Annotated in this window: 10 protein-coding genes and 1 pseudogene; 8 read left to right on the plus strand and 3 right to left on the minus strand. The window is 36.3% G+C overall.

The genetic code is table 11. The features are described 5' to 3' along the window. Positions 1 to 619 precede the first annotated feature (619 nt). From F6K15_RS21825 to F6K15_RS21840, 4 genes and pseudogenes are all read left to right on the plus strand, one after another. A complete protein-coding gene (locus tag F6K15_RS21825) occupies positions 620 to 3,211 on the plus strand; it encodes an FkbM family methyltransferase (RefSeq protein WP_293064241.1) in 2,592 nt (863 codons plus the stop codon). 1,419 nt (positions 3,212 to 4,630) lie between these two features. After that, the gene (locus F6K15_RS21830; protein WP_293064242.1) at positions 4,631 to 5,590 is read left to right on the plus strand and encodes a GDP-mannose 4,6-dehydratase; all 960 of its coding nucleotides are present in this window, start codon (positions 4,631 to 4,633) and stop codon (positions 5,588 to 5,590) included. Between the two features lie 579 nt (positions 5,591 to 6,169). Next, positions 6,170 to 6,861, plus strand: a pseudogene (locus F6K15_RS21835) (Uma2 family endonuclease). An 897-nt stretch (positions 6,862 to 7,758) separates the two neighbouring features. After that, positions 7,759 to 8,706 carry an alpha/beta fold hydrolase gene (locus F6K15_RS21840; RefSeq protein WP_293064244.1) on the plus strand — a complete coding sequence of 316 codons (948 nt, stop codon included), beginning with the start codon at positions 7,759 to 7,761 and terminating at the stop codon, positions 8,704 to 8,706. Between the two features lie 450 nt (positions 8,707 to 9,156). Here F6K15_RS21840 and F6K15_RS21845 read toward each other — a convergent pair whose 3' ends face one another. The 3 genes from F6K15_RS21845 to hisD form a co-directional block, all read right to left on the minus strand. After that, the gene (locus tag F6K15_RS21845; protein ID WP_293064246.1) at positions 9,157 to 9,738 is read right to left on the minus strand and encodes a DUF3747 domain-containing protein; all 582 of its coding nucleotides are present in this window, start codon (positions 9,736 to 9,738) and stop codon (positions 9,157 to 9,159) included. A 411-nt stretch (positions 9,739 to 10,149) separates the two neighbouring features. Next, entirely contained in the window at positions 10,150 to 10,581 is a 432-nt protein-coding gene (locus F6K15_RS21850; protein ID WP_293064247.1) for a universal stress protein, read from the minus strand. 829 nt (positions 10,582 to 11,410) lie between these two features. Continuing rightward, on the minus strand, positions 11,411 to 12,775 hold the full coding sequence (hisD, locus tag F6K15_RS21855; RefSeq protein ID WP_293064261.1) for a histidinol dehydrogenase: 1,365 nt from the start codon (positions 12,773 to 12,775) through the stop codon (positions 11,411 to 11,413). A gap of 761 nt (positions 12,776 to 13,536) precedes the next feature. Here hisD and rpsT point away from each other — a divergent pair. The 4 genes from rpsT (at position 13,537) to F6K15_RS21875 (ending at position 20,257) form a co-directional block, all read left to right on the plus strand. Continuing rightward, complete coding sequence (gene rpsT, locus F6K15_RS21860) at positions 13,537 to 13,875, plus strand: 30S ribosomal protein S20 (RefSeq protein ID WP_293064248.1); 339 nt, start codon at positions 13,537 to 13,539, stop codon at positions 13,873 to 13,875. A gap of 651 nt (positions 13,876 to 14,526) precedes the next feature. Then, positions 14,527 to 15,321 carry a TatD family hydrolase gene (locus F6K15_RS21865; protein ID WP_293064249.1) on the plus strand — a complete coding sequence of 265 codons (795 nt, stop codon included), beginning with the start codon at positions 14,527 to 14,529 and terminating at the stop codon, positions 15,319 to 15,321. Positions 15,322 to 15,973: 652 nt separating this feature from the next. Continuing rightward, positions 15,974 to 19,282, plus strand: coding sequence for a DNA-directed RNA polymerase subunit beta (gene rpoB, locus F6K15_RS21870; RefSeq protein WP_293064250.1), 3,309 nt, complete (start codon positions 15,974 to 15,976; stop codon positions 19,280 to 19,282). A gap of 462 nt (positions 19,283 to 19,744) precedes the next feature. Next, a complete protein-coding gene (locus tag F6K15_RS21875) occupies positions 19,745 to 20,257 on the plus strand; it encodes a hypothetical protein (RefSeq protein WP_293064251.1) in 513 nt (170 codons plus the stop codon). The last annotated feature ends 24 nt before the right edge of the window (positions 20,258 to 20,281 follow it).

Below are 20,281 nucleotides of genomic sequence, written 5' to 3' on the forward strand. Positions count from 1 at the left end.
CATAAGAGATGCACCCTATATTTTGGAGAGTATATCTAGTTAAGACTTTTGCTCGTAATTTTCTCAATATTGAGAGATATCCAGAGAATATAAACTCAAAAAATATGCTTAACTTTACCGAAAAATTCGGTCTAAAGCCTTCCTTTTTAAAGGGATAAAAAGTGGTCGAGAGATGGCGAAATTTCCTCGCCAGATCTAATCGACCAAGAGAAGAAAAATTTTTCATTATTAGTCAATCTTCTTCTTTTCAAAGAGAGGTAATTATTAATTAGGGTTTGCGTATGGAAAGTATGAGTGGTAGGGGTAGGAGAAAACCCACCCCTAACCCCTCTCAGGAGGGGAAGACAGCTATACTGGAGAAATGCAAATTATAGAGGAGGTAGTCGTAAAAATTGTATGAGTGATTTTTCTGCCATAATCATCCCAAAATACTAGCTTTATGCAGCTCTTTCGACTGAAAAGCTTGCACTTTTTTCGCTCCTTTAAAGGCTGAAACCAATATATGTCAGTACTTTGATATTTAATCAGCATATCAATAATTATTAATTATTAATTATTAATTATTAAGAGCGACCTATTTATTTTTTCCTGAACTGAAATTATTTAAGTATTAGTAGTAATGAAATTAGATTTAAAGAACCTTTGTTCTCAAAACCAAATTTTTCCTAGAGGCATTATTCATGTGGGTGCTTATGAGGGTAAAGATATTAAAACTTATCAAGCATTAAATATTTCAAAAATTCTTTTCATTGAAGCTAACCCCACAGTATTTGAAAGGCTAAAAACAAATATTACCGAAGCTTCTATTGATGTGCAAGCTGTTAATTATGCTATTAGTAATCAAAATGGAAAAGTTAAATTATATGTTAATTCTATGGGAAAGAGTAGTTCGATTTTGCCTTTGAAATTTTATCGAAATATTTATCCAAATATTAAAGAAACACATCAACTAACTGTTGAGTCAAAAACTCTTGATACTTTGCTACCAGAATTAGGACTAACACCAGGAGATTTTAATATTCTCAATCTAGATATTCAAGGGGCAGAACTTTTGGCATTACAAGGCGCAACTAATCTACTTAAATATATAGATGCAGTTTACACTAAGGTTAATTATGAAGAACTCTATGAAGGTTGTGCTTTAGCAGAAAAAATTGATGAGTTTTTAGCACAGAATGGTTTTGGCAAAATAGCGGAGGCAACACCTTTTCACCCTTCTTGGGGAGATGTTTTTTATGTGAGAAAACAAGTAATTAGTATGTCTACCCTTGGCAAAAATGGTGGATTGGGTAATCAAATTTTCCAGTATGGTTTCTTGAAAATTTATGCTCAAGAAAATGGCTTATCAGTAGAGGCTCCAAAATGGATAGGACAAGAATTATTTGGGCATAAAGACCGAGAAATTTCTGAAGATTTACCTGAAGTTTCGGAGAATGATAATGAATTTATCCTCGGTAATACAAAAATTTTGAAAAATGTAGATATTCATGGAAATTTTTTATATCACACTCGCTATTATGCGCCCTTTAAAGAATACTTTTGTTCTTTGTTTCAACCTGCACTAGAGATAGAAGAAAAAGTAAAAGTTGCTTGGGAAAAATTACACTCTTATGGCAAAACTATTATTGGTTTACATTTACAATCACATTCAGAGGAAAATAGTAATTTTGCTGTTGCTCCGAGTGAGTGGTATAAAATTTGGTTAGATGGTTTATGGGAAACTTTAGAGGAACCAGTTCTATTTATTGCCAGCGATAATATAGAGGAATTACCTCTGGTTTATTTTTCTGAATATCATCCTTTAACTGTTCAAGACTTGGAGATTGAAGTTAATAGAGAATATCTGAATTTTTTCTTACTGAGTAAGTGTGATTTTGTTGCTATTTCTAATACTCCCTTTGCTTTTGCTGCTTGTCTATTAAATGAAGTGGGAAAATATTTCTTTCGACCTCATTTTTCCACTTCAAAACTTATACCTTTTGAACCTTGGAATAGTACGCCAGTTTTTCGAGATGTGGATATTTCAGAAATAGGGAATAGTGTTTCATTGGAGGTAAAATTTCAGGAAAATCAAGCCGAGTTAGAAAATATTCAGTCTCAGAAAGATGAACTTTCTCAGAAATTAGTATCTACCCAGTCTCAACTTCAGCAAAATCGTGAAGAATTAGAAAATATCCAATCTCAAAGAGACCAAATATTAGAAGAGTTAGGAAAATCTCATTCTCAACTTCAGCAAAATCAAGAAAAAGCTGAAAATTCCGAAGCACAGCTACAACAAATTCAAACAGAATTAGAAAATACTAAATCTCAGCGAGACGAATTTTCCGCAAAATTAGTATCTGCTCAGTCTCAACTTCAGCAAAATCAAGAAAAAGCTCAAAATTCCGAAAAACAGCTACAAAAAATTCACACAGAATTAGAAAATATCCAATCTCAAAGAGACCAAATATTAGAAGAATTAGAAAAATCTCAGTCTCAACTTCAGCAAAATCAAGAAAAAGCTGAAAATTCCGAAGCACAACTACAAAAAATTCACACAGAATTAGAAAATACTAAATCTCAGCGAGACGAATTTTCCGCAAAATTAGTATCTGCTCAGTCTCAACTTCAGCAAAACCAAGAAAAAGCCGAAAAATCCGAAGCACAACTACAAAAAATTCACACAGAATTAGAAAATACCAAATCTCAACGAGACGAATTTTCCGCAAAATTAGTATCTGCTCAGTCTCAACTTCAGCAAAATAAAGAAAAAGCCGAAAATACCGAAGCACAACTACAAAAAATTCACACAGAATTAGAAAATACCAAATCTCAGCGAGACGAATTTTCCCAAAAATTAGTATCTGCTCAGTCTCAACTTCAGCAAAACCAAGAAAAAGCCAAAAAAACCGAAGCCAAACTACAGCAAATTCAAACAGAAGTAGACAAATATTCTTCAGAACTACATGATGCGCGAGAAGAGTTAGAAATTACCCAATTCCAACTCGATGAAGTACAAGCAGAATTAGAACAATCTCAATCTAACTATTTCAAGTATCAAGAAGAATTGAATAGCAGTCAATCTCAACTTCAAGAAACTCAAACAGAACTGGAAAAAACCAAACTAAAACTAGAAAATAAGGACAAAATACAACTCGATCAGAATCAAAAAAACTATGCAGCACATCTCAAAAATCTAGCGAAAATTCTAGCAGAAACAATTCCAGATTGATTTGAAGAAGGCAGAAGGCAGCTATGCTGAAGGCAGCTATGCTGAAGGGAAAATTTCTGATGGATAGTCAACGACCGACCACAGAAAGATAATATAAGATATATAGCAATTCTAAATAATTTGTAAGAAAACTAAAATCGATTATTAAAGTATGAAAAATTTACCGAATAATTAAGGTTTAAAGCCTCTCCTTGGCTGCGCCGCGAGCTGTCGCTCTACAAGGAGAAACAAGAAAATTTTTCATGATTAGTCAATCCTCTTCTTTTCAAGGAGAGGTAATAATTAATTATTAATTATTAATTATTAATTGTTGAACATTTTCATATAACTCCAAAATATTTTTTACATAACCTGAATAAAGATTAAATTTAGGCAATAACCTTTTGTTTTTAATCAAAAGATATCTTTGAAGAATAAATCATATCATGTCCGAATAATCAGTTATAAAAAAACTTTATCCCTCCTAACCTTTTCTTCCCTTCAGCATAGCTGCCTTCCTTCCTCCAAAGTGTAAGTATTCAAACGGACATGATCTCAAAATACAGGATTCAGAAGTTATATCAAGGGTGATAAATGTTTGCTATATTTTGGCATTGTGGGAGAGTAGGGGAGAAGATTAAATTTAGGCAATAACCTTTTGTTTTTAATCAAAAGATATCTTTGAAGAGTAAATCATATCATGTCCGAATAATCAGTTATAAAAAAACTTTATCCCTCCTAACCTTTTCTTCCCTTCAGCATAGCTGCCTTCCTTCCTCCAAAGTGTAAGTATTCAAACGGACATGATCTCAAAATACAGGATTCAGAAGTTATATCAAGGGTGATAAATGTTTGCTATATTTTGGCATTGCGGGAGAGTAGGGGAAAAGTAAACATAAGAATAATTAACAATAACTGGCGTGCTAATTATCAAAATGGTATTATAGAATAATGAGGTATTTAACCCAATTAGGTAAGGAGGGGTTCAGGAAAAGTCAAAAAAAATTCTTATTAATTCTTACTCCTGACTTATTACCTGGAAAAGGCGATAAAGTCAGCCTTCTAATATAGGGTATGGTAAAAAAAATAGGTAAGGAAAGGCAAGAGTTTATTGAAGTTTAACAATAGAAAAATTTTCACTGTTTCAGTTCAAAAAAATGGCTGAATTTTGACATACGGTTCGACTTATTTGTTTTTATCTTTTCTGTGGCGGGTTTAATACCCCACCGTCAACGAAGGTGCTTAAAATTGTTTGGGGTTTGTAGACACGGAGTGGCGTGTCGAAGACTATCCATAAGCAATTTTCCCTTCAGCATAGCTGCCTTCTTCAATGCACTATATAAATATCTCAATAACCCTTAAAACTTTGATTAATTAAAATATCAGACTTATTCAGCAAATCCCAAAGATTTATTTCTTTTTTCTCCTTCTTTAAAAATTATGAAAACAGCATTAATTTCTGGAATTTCAGGTCAAGACGGCTCCTACTTAGCCAAACTATTACTAGAAAAAGGTTACAATGTTTGTGGCACTTCCCGAGATGCCCAAATGTCTACTTTTAACAACTTATATCGTTTAGATATTCGTGACAAAGTAAAATTAGACTCTATGTCTTTAACTGACTTTAGAAGTGTCTTACAAATATTAACAAAATATCAACCAGATGAAGTTTATAATCTAGCCGGTCAAAGTTCAGTAGGTCTATCTTTTCAACAACCTGTAGAAACATTAGAAAGTATCGCTACTGGTACATTAAATTTATTAGAAGCAATTAGATTTACCGGAGCAAAAATTAAATTATATAATGCTAGCTCCAGCGAATGTTTTGGTGATACAGGCGGTCAACCTGCTACAGAAATTACTCCTTTTCGCCCAAGAAGTCCTTATGCTGTTGCTAAATCTACAGCCTTTTGGGAAGTAGCAAATTATCGAGAAGCTTACAATTTATTTGCTTGTTCTGGCATATTATTTAACCACGAATCTCCTCTCAGACCTCAACGTTTTGTAACTCAAAAAATTGTTTCAGTTGTTTGTAAAATTGCTAATGGTAGTAATGAAAAATTACATTTAGGAAATATTTCAGTGCAGAGAGATTGGGGTTGGGCCCCCGAATATGTAGAAGCAATGTATTTGATGTTGCAGCAGGATGAACCAGATGATTATGTAATTGCTACTGGAGAAAGTTATCCTTTGCAAGATTTTGTAATAGAAGCTTTTGCTACTGTAGGATTAAATTGGCAAAATTATGTAGAGGTAGACCAGAGTTTATATCGCCCTACTGATATTTCTTTAGGTAGGGCAAATCCAATTAAAGCTAAAGAAAAATTAGAATGGAAAGCACAGTATAAAATGCCAGATGTTGTGCGAATGATGGTTGAGGATAGAATGGCTAATATTTAAAGAAGAAAGGAAGAAGGAAGAGGGAAGAAGGAAGAAGGAAATTCAATAATTGATAATTACCTCTCCCTAAAAGGAAGAGGATTGAATAAAAGGAAAATATTTTCTCTCTTGGTCGATTGGATATGGCGAGGAGACCTCGTCATCCCACCCTACGGGAAAGCTGCGCTAACGACCGCTTGTTTCTCCACAGCGAGTGAGAGGATTTTAACCTTAATTATTCGGTAAATAATTCTATAGATTAATACAGTTCAATTAAGGATTTTTTTGACCAACAAATAAGGTCAATAGCCTCCCCTTTAAAGGGGATGAAAAAAAATAAAGTTCAATATTTCAAGCCTCTGACTTTAACTAGAAGTACTGATAACTGATAACTGATAACTGATAACTGAAATGACAGTTCTGTAATCTGAAGAGTTACTCTAATACTCCCATACCTTATGAGTTTTAGTCTTCTCTGTTTGCGCAGCATTCCGTAGAAAACCGTATTGCGTTATAAATAACATAATAAATAAAAGTAATCTACCAAATTTTAGAAATTTTATAATCTTTTTTTGGTAATTTCTATTTTTCGTTAAAACTATGAATAAAACTACAATAATACCTTTAGAAAGTGGCGATACGGCTGACGCCACGCTCCGCGAACGCTTAACTAGAGATGAGTTTGAAAAGCGCTACTTTTCTATGGCAAAACATCAAAAAGCTGAACTTATTGAAGGAATTGTTTATATGGCTTCACCATTAAGATTTTCTGCCCATGGAGAACCTCATTTTCAATTAATACCTGGTTGGGAGTTTATGCTGCTGCAACTCCTGGAGTTAAGGGTGCTGATAATACAACTATTCGTTTAGATAAAAATAACGAACCTCAACCAGATGCCATGTTATTTATTGAACCAAATTTAGGAGGACAAACAAAAATTAGTGAGGATGATTATATAGAAGGTGCGCCAGAATTAATTGTTTAAATTGCTGCTAGTAGCGCTGCTTATGATTTACATGATAAATTAAAAATTTATCAACGTAATGGAGTCAAAGAATATTTAGTTTGGCGAGTTTATGAGCAATAATTAAGTTATTTTTTGTTATCTGAAGGTGAATATATTTCTGCGACAATAGATGAAAATGGAGTTCTAAAAAGTCAAGTTTTTCCTGGATTATGATTAGCAGTTAAATCCTTAATAGAAGGAAATTTAGCTGAAATTTTAAATGTACTTCAACAGGGATTATCTAGTTCCGAACATCAAGAATTTATTAGTAAAATTAATAGTTAATTAGCATTTTTAATTAGAGTGGATAGATTTCTATTGCCATCAATAAAAAACCAGGGTTGAAAAGTAAAAAAATCCTTGGATTATAGTTAGCAGTTAAATCCTGAATAGAAATAAATTTCCCTAAAGTATTCAATCTACTTCAGCAGGAATTATCTAGTACCGAACACCAATAATTTGTCAGTCAACTTAACTGTTAATTAGCATTTTTAGTTAGAGTGAGAATCTTTATATTGCCATAGATCAAACGGAGTAATAAAAAGTATAATTTTTCCTGGATTATAGTTAGCAGTTAAATACTGAATAGAAATAAATTTCCCTAAAGTATTCAATCTACTTCAGCAGGAATTATCTAGTACCGAACACCAATAATTTGTCAGTCAACTTAACTGTTAATTAGCATTGATAGTGAGAGTGAATATATTTCTATTACCATCAATAAAAACCCATAATTCAAAAGTAAAAAAAACCCTGGATTATAATTAGCAGTTAAATCCTTAATAGAGGGAAATTTGGCTGAAGTTTTAAATATACTTCAACAAGGATTATCTAGTACCGAACACCAAGAATTTATTAATCAACTTAACAGTTAATTAGTATATTGATTCCCAACATACTTTAGCGATCGCTTCTGCAAGAATCTTATACCAATTCCCATGTATTAATACTTGACTTAGGTAGCACTTCAGTTATTAAGTAATGAAAAAGAGCAGAATAAATTTTTTTGCTAATTTTAGCCAAGTTAATGTTAATTATTCTGATGTTTACTTCCCCTCCTGGGAGGGTTTAGGGGTGGGTTCGCTCCCCTACTCTCCCACTCCCCTACCAATGAAAATATAGACCTAAATTTTGCCAAAATTTCTATTATCATAAATATGTAACTTTACAAAACTTTATAAAATGAACACCGTTATAGCGACACCACCAAATCAACTAGACCTACATACCTGGACTTGGAAAAACCACCAAATCCAATATACAGTCATGGGAACTGGACAACCCCTAGTATTAATTCATGGTTTTGGTGCATCCATAGGTCATTGGCGTAACAATATCCCTACCCTCGCCACTGGAGGCCATCAAGTATTTGCCCTCGACTTATTAGGATTTGGCGCATCTTCTAAGCCTCCCATAGATTACTCATTAGAACTTTGGCAAGAACTATTATACGACTTCTGGAAGCAACACATTCAAAAACCCACCGTCTTTATAGGCAACTCCATTGGTGGACTACTTAGCCTAATGATACTAGCAGACTACCCAGAAATCTGTACAGGTGGAATTCTCATTAACTGTGCAGGAGGCTTAAACCATCGACCTCAAGAACTAAATCCTCCTCTAAGATTCATAATGGGAATGTTCAGCAAATTAGTTAACTCCCCAGCTCTAGGACCATTTATTTTCAATCAAGTCCGTAAAAAATATCGTATTCGTGGCACCCTCAAACAAGTTTATAGTAATCAAGAAGCCATTACAGATGAGTTAATCGAACTACTTCATCGTCCTTCCTGCGACCCTGGAGCGCAGAAAGTTTTTGCTTCAATTCTCACTGCACCTGCTGGACCCCATCCCTCAGAATTGTTACCAAAAATTCAAGCACCATTGTTAGTAATTTGGGGAGAAAACGACCCTTGGACACCAATTTCAGGTGGAAAAATTTATCAAGACTTAGCAGAGAAAGGTGCATTTATCCAATTTGTTCCCATACCCAACACTGGTCATTGCCCCCACGATGAAAGGCCAACAATAGTTAATTCTTTGATTTTAGATTGGTTATCCCAAAGTTTATATCCTATCAGACAGTCAGGGGCGGAGAGTCTTACTGAGCCTAGCTCTTCAGCGGGTTGACCCAATGCTTGTTCAGAAGACCCAATTTTTTCGGTGAAGCTCTTGATAGATAGTGCTTTCAAGATTTGTCAAAAAAAAATTACTGAAATGTAGTGACAAAATGAGCTTAGTAAGTTAGACTATCTACCGTGTGAGGAGCGAATCAGCAAGAGCATCGAGACGAAACACGGCCAGTCGTCGATGCTCTTTCTCAAAAACTCTGTTTATATTAGGACACAACTTTTGTGTCAATTTCTTTTAAGTGGTGTTGAGGAGTATTAAAAGGCGGTCATTAAAAATGACTGCCTTTTCAAATTAATTTTATATACAGCAGATTCGGCGATCAATGTGGTACAACTGACGGGGTAAATATTTTTTGCTTGTTCCCTATATTGCCTCCCCATCTTCCCCATTCTCTACTCCCTAAAACCATCAATAATATGTACTCTATCGAGTAGGAAACTGCTATATCTAGTTGTTATTATTACTTTCTAACTCTGTTGGCATCCAGTCAGTAGTAACATATATATGACCTAACTCTTTACCCTGATAAGTTCTTTTAGCAAACCGCCAACCAGGTTCAAGAATAATTTTAGTAAACCCGTCAGCTAAACCATAAGTTCTACCGATCAGTAGTCGTGGTGCATTAGAATCATAACGAGAAATACCCATTAGTCGTATATCCCCTCCGCTCATTTGCAAAGACAGAGCATATTCAAGAGCCAGATCAGTATTTGCTATTCGGATAGAATAACCATTACTGTCAGTAGCACGTCCACAAATACCTGTAAAGTCAAAATTTAGTAATAGAGGATCGACCAAAACAGGGCGATCGCCACTTTCACCCCAACATTGTCTGGCATCGGTTTTTTGTTCTAAAATCAGCAATTGTGGCCCAAAAGCACGAGGAATTGCAATTGCAATGTATCGAGACTGCTCGACTTCTTTTTGGTCAAAGAAATTTGCCCTGACTGGTGCTGGACGAAGAGAAAAGAAAGTTAATAGTCCTAAAGTTGTCATTGCAGCTATAGACTGCTTCAAAAAAGTTTTCATGCCTCTTGTTTTACCTGATTTTATATAGCTTGAGAATTAGATTTTGGGAAATTTTAGGACTTATTTTCGTACTTCTGTTGGAATTTGTCAAATCCCATATAGCCCAATTCTCTGAGTTAGAGACAATTTTGAATTTTGTATTTTTATTACTTTCTGAGTATTTTAGAGCCAGATGTTAAAATTTGCCTCAATGTCAAATTATGATTGATTTAACACAGAAAGAATAAGATTAATGTATTGAATTTATGATTTTCTGTGGTTAACCATTATCCAATAAGTTAATCATATTTCCTATACATAAAATAAAGACTGCAATTAAATTATTATTGCTTTTGATTGCCTATTTGTTTTGGCTATTTTTATAGTAATTTATGACCTGAATACTTCTACTTATAAAAAATATAGTATTAGCTATCTCTGCTTGATCACAAACACAGAGCAATTTGCTTCAGCAACAACCTGACTACTAATAGAACCCTGCAAAATCCGATTGATACCTTTTAATCCCCGACTACCAATTACAATTAAATCTGCATTATAAATATTAGATAAACGAACAATTTCTTCAGTTGGATCGCCAGTCACAACCTCTACTTCAGTAGTACAAGGAAGTTTTTCTCGGTAAACTTTGAGTTGCTTTTCAAATTCCCCAACAGAAATGTTTTTCCCTTCAGGTTGAGGTTGATCCGCTTCCCAATCCAAATCTGATTTTTCCGTAGCAACCACATGAGATAAAATCACTCTCGTTTTTGATGTTAAGTGAAATTCTGTCAATGCTTGAATTACTAAATCTAGATCTGAGTGTAAATTGCTGAGAGCGACAATAATTGTTTTGAAGGCCATAGACAAGAGTATTAGTAGAGATAAGAAATTAGGTAGTCCTGTATAGTAATAGTAAATGAAGTCTCAAATGTTTAGTCTGCCGTTACCAAAATAATTATAATGCCCACCAGTATGAATAAATAGGGTTTGCTGAAAAAGTCTTTTTAAGGATATGGATACCCACCCCTAACCTCTCCCAGGAGGGGAAAAGGGGAGTAGAGAGTAGTTAGGAGAAACGAGGAATTAATTAAGAGATAGTCGGATATATTTGTAAGAGTGATTTTTCTGCGATTATTCTACTTTATTATGCTAACTTTTTGAGCGAACTCAAGGTGATACCAGGAACTTTTTTCAACCTAAAAAGGCACTTACCTTTATCAAAAGAGTGCTTTTAGATTTAATCAGCAAGCCCTAAATAGAGAATTAAGGTTTCTACAAAGAAACCGAGTAAAGTTTGAATAAATTTAGTCACAACTCATCTTATCTATAAGATATTTAAACAAAACCTCATACATCATACATATTTGATGTTAACTGACCATATATCTCCCATACATAACTACCTAGAAGGCTACCATAGTCAGCTCCATCTAGGTTAAAAGACTTTCTACCGTAGAAGCTAATAGCCAACTTGTGGGAAATTAAGACTTACTTTTAAATCCCCATCTTTGATAGTATTACAAACTTTATAGCAGCCGAAGGAAAGGGCACGGACCAAAAGCTTAAAACTCAGACAACGCAATATTTTTCCTTCTTCCTTCTTCCTTGTGCTATACAGCTGAAAGTTTTCTATATTAGTGGTGTATTCTCCCGCGATCTAAAGATTCTAACGGGAGTCCTCTTGTACTATTTATAAATTTTTACCATCATTTTCCTGATTAATTTTTTCTTTTTTCACCCATTCTTGTTGCTCCTGCTCCTGAATTTTCGTCCTCACTCGTACCGAGTTAGCATGAGAGGGCAACCCTTCAGTTGTGGCCAATATATCAATCTTTGTAGCCACCTTATGCAAAGCAGTAGAAGAATATTGAACCAAACTAGAATGCTTCATAAATGTTTCTACCCCCAATGCTGAAGCATAGCGAGCAGCACCAGAAGTAGGCAAAGTATGATTTGGCCCTGCCAAATAATCTCCCACAGCTTCTGGAGTGGAATAACCAAGGAAAATAGCACCAGCGTGACGAATATTTTCCAGCAAAGCCCAGGGGTCCGAAACTTCCAACTCTAAATGTTCTGGAGCAAATAGATTAGAAAGTTGAGCAGCAGCTTTGAGAGACTCAACAACAACAACTAAACCGTAATGGGCGATCGACTTTTCTGTCATTGTGCGACGTGGATGATCCTGAAGTTGTCGCTCTACCTCTGTTACAACCTGACGTGCTATTGCGGAATCTGTAGTTAACAAGATAGCTGAAGCCAATGAATCATGTTCTGCTTGAGCCAACATATCTGCTGCTAAATGAACTGGGTTAGCTTCAGAATCTGCAATAATCATCACCTCTGAAGGTCCGGCCAGAGAATCAATACCTACCGTACCATAAACAATTTTCTTTGCCAAAGTTACATAGATATTACCCGGCCCAGAAATGACATCCACTTTTGGTATCGTCTTTGTCCCATAAGCTAGAGCTGCTATTGCCTGTGCTCCTCCGATCCGATAAATTTCCTGAATGCCTGCCTCTTGGGCAGCCACAAGTACAGCGGGATTAATTTTGTTACCTTGACCTGGTGGTGTTACCATGACAATCTTCGGTACTTTGGCCACTTGAGCAGGTATAGCATTCATCAGAACTGTACTTGGATAAGCAGCCTGACCGCCAGGAACATATAGACCAGCTCGATCTACTGGCGTGTAGCGTTTGCCCAAAACCACCTCATCATCGCCGAACTGAACCCAAGATTTAGGAACTCGCTGTCGGTGAAAAGCTTCTATCTGTTTAGCAGCAAAACGAATAGAATTTAATAAGTCCTTATTTACTTGCTGATAGGCCGCATCTAACTCAGAACCACTTACCTTTAACTCTTCTGGAGTTAAGGTAATATGGTCAAACTCTGATGTATAGTGTAATAGAGCCTCATCGCCTTTCTCTTTAACGGAGCGCAAGATTTCTCGCACCGTGGTTTCTTTATGAATAGCCGTATCATCATGGGTACGTTCTGTGATACGTTTTAATTCAGCTTGTGCCTCAAGCCAGTTAGTAATTATTCGCAGCATGGAGATTAGGAATGCCAACTAATAAAGTTCGCTAGTAGAGGGTACTTTCAGAACTCAGAGAGTTGGAGCAACATTAAAACTATGTAGAATGCTCAACACTTGACAATCAAGAAAGAAAAATTCTTATTGGTCGCCAACTGTCTCTTAACTTTACCCTGATTTAATTTCAGGGATCAAAGTAAAATCATTCTCTAAGTTTCCGAATCACCCATTACTCTTTGTTATAGCGTGAAGTACCAACACTGGCATCTTTAATACTGTACTCAGTTTTCTGCATTATCTGCCAATATCTCCATGTAGCATAACTTTAGCAAAAGTCAAAATAGCAGAAGGAAGAAGGAAGAAGGAAGAGGGAAGAGGGAAGAGGGAAGAAGGAAGAGGGAAGAAGGAAGAGGGAAGAGGGAAGAAGGAAAAATCGGGTGTTGTATGAGTTTTAAGCTTTAGAGCTGTCCCCGCCCTTTGCCTCGACTCCTATACCAAACCTTCAATTGCAATATTTTTAAATAAGTATTAGTATTTTTTGATAATTAATGCTATATTTATATATCTGGTACTTTATATTTTTATATATTTTGGCTGCTGGGCTAGCAGTGTCAGTCTGTGGAGTAACCGTAAGGCCGAAAAGAGGGAAAAGCCTCGGAGGCAGGTGCTATAAAACAGAAACCTAAGTCGTGAGTCTTAGGAATTCCGCAGTGTCTCTCAAGGGAGCCGTCGGGACGAGATAAATTTCTACAATTCTGGAACTGAAAGAAAAGTTAATTATGGCCAATATTAAGTCTGCTATTAAGCGAATCCAGATTGCTGAACGCAATCGTTTACGCAACAAAAGCTACAAATCAGCAGTGAGAACCCTGATGAAAAAATACTTCACTGCTGTTGAAAACTACGCTGCTAATCCCACAGAAGAATTAAAGCAAGAAGTTAATCTGCGAATGTCAAAAGCTTACAGTAAAATTGATAAAGCTGTAAAATGTGGTGTTTTACACAAAAATAATGGTTCTCGCAAAAAGTCCAGGTTAGTGAGATTTTATAAAAGGCACCTACAGATTGACAGTAAACAGCCAGAGTCTTCAGAAACTAATGATTCTCTAGCTTCTTAAAAAAGATTGGATTACTTAGCTAAACCGTCGATAAGCCTCACGCCATAATTTTCAATTTGGTGTGAGATAAATCGGCTGTAAATTAGTGGTACTCGATGTCCCATTCATTTATAAATTTTATGTTATGGTGGCACCAAGCTGGGAAGCTCGAGCTAACAACCACCAGTTATGAACCATGAAAATCAAATAGGATATGGGGTTGTATCCCATAAATCCTAGTAATCTGTTGGGAGCGTAAAATCTTATTGCGGAGCTAGGTGCGTAGTTTTTCGAGATCTAAAAAGGGCGACGGGGTATCCCGTCCTTAACGCTCGTGGAGTCCGATGCAATAGCAGGACTGCGAAGCGAGAAGCCCATACTATACCAAATGGTTAGTGTGGGAGTATGTCACAAGTCGGTATATTTGCAAGAATTAGCACCCGACTTCAATTTTTTTTAAATATCTGCCTTCAGTAAAATAAAGTTTAAAGTAGTCAAAGTTATCTATTAACGACTTTTTATATTGTTGTGGCCAATATACCTATACTAACTTACAATATAGCACTACAAATCGACTAAAAGAAAAGAGAATATTCGCCAAGGTCAAGCCTCCTTATAGCAGGAGGTACTGATAAATGATAACTGATAACTGGAAGACCCGGAGAGCCACAAATGCAGCTAATTGATACTCACGTTCATATTAACTTTGATGTATTCAATTCTGACTTGGAACACATACGCCAACGTTGGCAACAAGCAGGAGTTGTCCATCTGGTTCACTCTTGTGTTGAACCACAGGAATTTAGTGCTATTAAAGCAATAGCAGATCGTTTTCCAGAACTGTCTTATGCAGTTGGCCTACACCCTTTAGATGCTCATAAATGGACATCTACCACTGGCACTCAAATTGAAGAGTTAGCTGCATCTGACCCTCAAGTAGTGGCCATCGGAGAAACAGGATTAGATTTTTACAAAGCAGATAACAAAGAACAACAAGAATTTGTTTTTAGACAACAGTTAACCATCGCCAAAAAACTCAACAAACCATTAATTATCCATTGTCGTGACGCTGCTCACTCAATGGCCGAGATTATTGATGATTTCCAAAAAAATCAAGGACTTGTCAGAGGAGTAATGCATTGTTGGGGAGGTAATCCAGAAGAAACTAAGATTTTTATAGACTTAGGATTTTATATTAGCTTTAGTGGAACTGTCACCTTTAAAAAAGCTATCCAGATTCAAGAATCAGCTAAAGTAGTAGATGATGACCGACTATTAGTAGAAACGGATTGTCCATTCCTAGCACCAGTTCCAAAGCGGGGCAAACGAAACGAACCTGCTTACGTTAAGTACGTTGCTGAAAAAGTAGCTGAACTTAGAGGTGTGACGCTAGAAAGTTTAGCATTACAAACTAGCGAAAATGCTTGCAGGCTATTTGGATTATCTATTGACACCAAAAATATCTAAAAGCTATAGTATCTAGATTTTATCATTAAAAGTCAAACAAGTAAATTAATAACTCAATCTCTAATGGCCAAAGGTCATGCTAAAAGTAAGCTTGAGAGTAAATTGGAATATGTGCCACATAAATAGCACATATTGAGTTGGGAGACGATCAGAATAGAAAAGTTATTAAAGTATAATTCTCTGGCAACTTCACCAAATAATTATGATATCTTCAAGAAACTTATCGTTTAACTTGCTTTCATTGAAACTTTATTACTAATTACTAAAAACTAACTTTTTGTATTAGGCTTTCTGCTCTAAATGTACAACTATAATACTTAGGCAAAACTTCATCATCCTAACCAAATTATAAAAATGATATTAGCTACAGCTTTGTTGTTTTATTCAAAAATAGTAGTTAGTGAGTAAACTTAACAGCAGAAAATTAAAATCAAACTCAATAAAAATTATGAAATTTACTTATGAAATTATGAAATTTACTTATGAAAGAAATAACTTAGCACAGAAGCTTTGCTTTGCTTATGTAGATAAATTGTAAAAGTCTTACACAAACTAATTTACAAGCGTATTACATATTCAAGTTTTCAAGAAAATTTGTGGGAGATAAAATCACCCATAAAAAACTATAGATAAACAACCAGGATACTCAAGAATGATTCATCAAAAATTAAATATCAACACTCAAAGCAACCTGCCAATTTTCAATATGCCCGATCTGATTGAAATTCAGAGGGCAAGCTTTCGATGGTTTCTAGAATATGGCCTAATAGAAGAACTAGAAAGCTATTCTCCAATTACAGATTATACAGGAAAACTAGAACTTCACTTTATTGCCAAAAACTACAAACTAAAACAACCCAAATATGTTGTAGAAGAAGCAAAACGTAGAGACAGCACCTACGCAGTGCAAATGTATGTTCCCACCCGCTTAATCAACAAAGAAACTGGAGAAATAAAAGAACAAGAAGTATTTATTGGCGATCTCCCCCTAATGACAGACAGAGGGACATTTATTATCAATGGAGCTGAAAGGGTAATCGTTAATCAAATAGTTCGTTCTCCTGGAGTTTATTATAAATCTGAAACAGATAAAAGTGGACGACGCACATATAATGCCAGCTTAATTCCTAACCGAGGTGCATGGCTGAAATTTGAAACAGATAAAAATGACCTAGTTTGGGTCAGAATAGATAAAACCCGCAAACTTTCAGCTCAAGTATTACTAAAAGCTTTAGGATTAGGGGACAGTGAAATTTTTGACTCTTTGAGACATCCTGATTATTTCCAAAAAACAATCGAAAAAGAAGGACAATTTGGAGAAGAAGAGGCACTATTAGAACTGTATCGGAAATTACGCCCTGGAGAACCACCAACTATTGCAGGTGGGGAACAACTACTCCACAGTCGATTCTTTGACCAAAAAAGGTATGACTTAGGAAAGGTAGGAAGATATAAGCTCAATAAAAAGCTCAGGTTAAACTTACCAAACACAGTACGAGTATTAACCAAAGAAGACATATTAGCCGTAGTTGATTATCTCATAAATCTAGAATATGACATTGGTCAAACAGATGATATTGACCATTTAGGAAACCGACGGGTGAGAAGTGTAGGGGAACTCCTGCAAAACCAAGTCAGAGTAGGTTTAAACCGTTTAGAGCGAATTATCCGAGAACGGATGACTGTATCTGAGGCAGACTCATTAACACCAGCATCACTGGTTAACCCAAAACCATTGGTAGCAGCCATCAAAGAATTCTTCGGCTCCTCTCAGCTGTCCCAATTCATGGACCAAACAAACCCATTGGCAGAGCTGACTCACAAAAGACGAATATCAGCTTTAGGACCTGGAGGACTAACTAGAGAAAGAGCAGGATTTGCTGTACGAGATATCCACCCTTCCCATTACGGGCGAATTTGTCCGATCGAAACACCAGAAGGTCCAAATGCTGGTTTAATTGGTTCCCTTGCAAACCATGCTAAAGTCAATGGCTACGGATTCATCGAAACACCATATTATCCTGTAGAAAATGGTCGAGTTTTGCGCGAGGGCAAGCCAATATACATGACTGCAGACGCAGAAGATGATTCCCGGGTAGCACCAGGGGACATTATGACCGATGCAGAAGGCAATATTTTGGGGGAAGTTGTACCAGTACGTTATCGACAAGACTTTACCACTACCAGTCCCCAACAAGTAGACTATGTAGCAATTTCCCCAGTACAAGTAGTTTCAGTTGCTACGTCATTAATTCCATTTTTAGAACATGATGATGCTAACCGGGCATTGATGGGTTCCAATATGCAACGACAAGCAGTTCCATTGTTGCGTCCAGAAAGACCTTTAGTTGGAACAGGTTTAGAAGCTCAAGCTGCTAGGGACTCTGGTATGGTAGTGATTACCCGCACAGATGGAGAAGTTAGCTTTATAGACTCAACTAAAATATCTGTGGTCGATCCAGAGGGTAATGAAATAGATTACCCATTGTGTAAATATCAAAGGTCTAACCAAGATACTTGCTTAAATCAAAGACCTTTGGTGTATGAGGGAGACCAAGTAGTAGCTGGTCAAGTATTAGCTGATGGCTCCTCCACTGAAGGTGCTGAGTTGGCTTTAGGGCAGAATATTTTGGTAGCTTATATGCCTTGGGAAGGTTATAACTACGAAGATGCAATTCTGATTAGTCAACGTTTAGTATATGACGATGTTTATACATCTATTCATATTGAAAAGTTTGAGATTGAGGCCCGACAAACAAAGTTAGGACCAGAAGAAATTACCAGAGAAATTCCTAATGTAGGGGAAGACGGTCTGCGGAACTTAGACGAACAAGGAATAATTCGAGTTGGTGCCTGGGTAGAATCTGGGGATATTCTTGTAGGTAAAGTCACACCCAAGGGAGAGTCTGACCAACCACCTGAAGAAAAGTTGTTGCGGGCAATTTTTGGAGAAAAAGCACGGGATGTACGAGATAATTCTCTACGAGTGCCGAATGGTGAAAAAGGTCGTATTGTTGATGTGCGAGTATTTACCAGGGAAAAAGGAGATGAATTGCCACCTGGAGCAAATATGGTGGTTAGGGTTTATGTGGCTCAAAAGCGGAAGATTCAGGTAGGAGATAAAGTAGCGGGGCGACATGGAAATAAGGGTATTGTTTCACGAATTTTACCGATTGAAGATATGCCTTATTTGCCCGATGGTACTCCATTAGATGTAGTGTTAAATCCTTTGGGTGTACCTTCGAGGATGAATGTGGGGCAGATTTTTGAGTGCTTGCTAGGATGGGCAGGTGAGGTTTTGAACGTGCGATTTAAGTGTGTACCTTTTGATGAGATGCACGGTCGTGAAAAATCAAGGGAAACGGTACATCGAATGTTGGAATTGGCCAGGGAACGTTCTGGTAAAGATTGGGTATTTAATGAAAATCATGCCGGGAAAATTTGTGTTTATGATGGACGAACTGGAGAAAAGTTTGACCGTCCAGTGACTGTGGGAATTGCTTATATGTTGAAACTGGTTCACTTAGTTGATGATAAGATTCATGCTCGTTCCACAGGACCTTATTCTCTGGTGACTCAGCAGCCTTTGGGTGGTAAAGCACAACAAGGTGGTCAGCGTTTTGGAGAAATGGAAGTATGGGCCTTAGAAGCTTTTGGTGCTGCTTATACTTTGCAAGAGTTGTTGACTGTGAAATCTGATGATATGCAAGGTCGAAATGAGGCTTTGAATGCAATAGTTAAAGGAAAAGCAATTCCACGACCTGGTACTCCTGAATCTTTCAAGGTATTAATGCGAGAGTTACAGTCTCTATGTTTAGATATTGCAGCTCACAAGGTAGAAACTATGGATGATGGTACTACTCAGGATGTGGAAGTTGATTTGATGGCAGATATACCAGGAAAGCGAGCGCCTTCTCGTCCAGTATATGAGTCGTTGTCTCATGAGGAAAACCAGCAGTAGGTAAATTAGATGGTAGGTTTTAGGTGGTAGGTGGTAGGTGAATTAGATAGATCATATTTCTTCTCATAACCTGATGCCTACTGCAATTTACGGTATTGCTGAGGAGCAGGATTAATATAAGTGGGGTGAGTGTCCTGCCTGGCCGAAAATATTAGGAACGGGCAAAATGCCCATTCCACAAAACTATTAAAATCCCAAGCGCATTTATGCAACGCCCAATTTACTAACTTGTGAAAATGATACTGCCAAAAATGGGTTTGGAGTGTTACTCAAAAAAACCGAATATTCATCATTACCAACAATTCCTCAATTCCCTAATTTAAAATCGTTCGCTTAATATGCAATGTCTGTTTTATGCTAAAGCCCAAAAAAAATATAGACTATCCTAGATAAATATGTACAAAATGTCTAGGATATGAAACAGAGAATAAAGTGATTAAATGTTAGTAATATAATGTAGTAATGGCCAAATTTAACGGTGCCTTGACAGGGATAGAAGCCAAAATTGAATATCATGCCGTATTTGAGGAACTAGGAGCATTGTATGAATCCTGGAAACGCTCTGCTGTTAACTGGATGCAAACTGAAAAGCTATCAGAATCAGAGGTAGAAAAGCGTCTAATGAAAAAGTTTAATATTCAGTGGGCTTATGCTGATTCAATTGCCACTGAAGCACGAACATGTTTAAACCAATTAAAAACAGCTAAAAACAACTATATTACTAAATTAGAGTTCCAATTAAGTGCCAAAACAGCTGCTGCAAAAAAACTCATCATTAAACTAGAAAAAACATTAAAATTAGCAACAAAAAAATGTTTTCCACATATACAAGCCCGAAATAAATTTTGTCATCAATATCGTATCCGGAGGACTCAACTTTTTCAGTGGAGGAAAGCCGTTGAGGGTATCCTAACCCATGATTTATGGGCGGAACATCAACTTTCACAGCAAGTACACATTGAAACGGGTAAGTAATAAAATCATTTGCACTCACCGATG

This window comes from Okeania sp. SIO2B3 (assembly GCF_010672525.1).
Taxonomy (GTDB): Bacteria; Cyanobacteriota; Cyanobacteriia; order Cyanobacteriales; family Microcoleaceae; genus Okeania.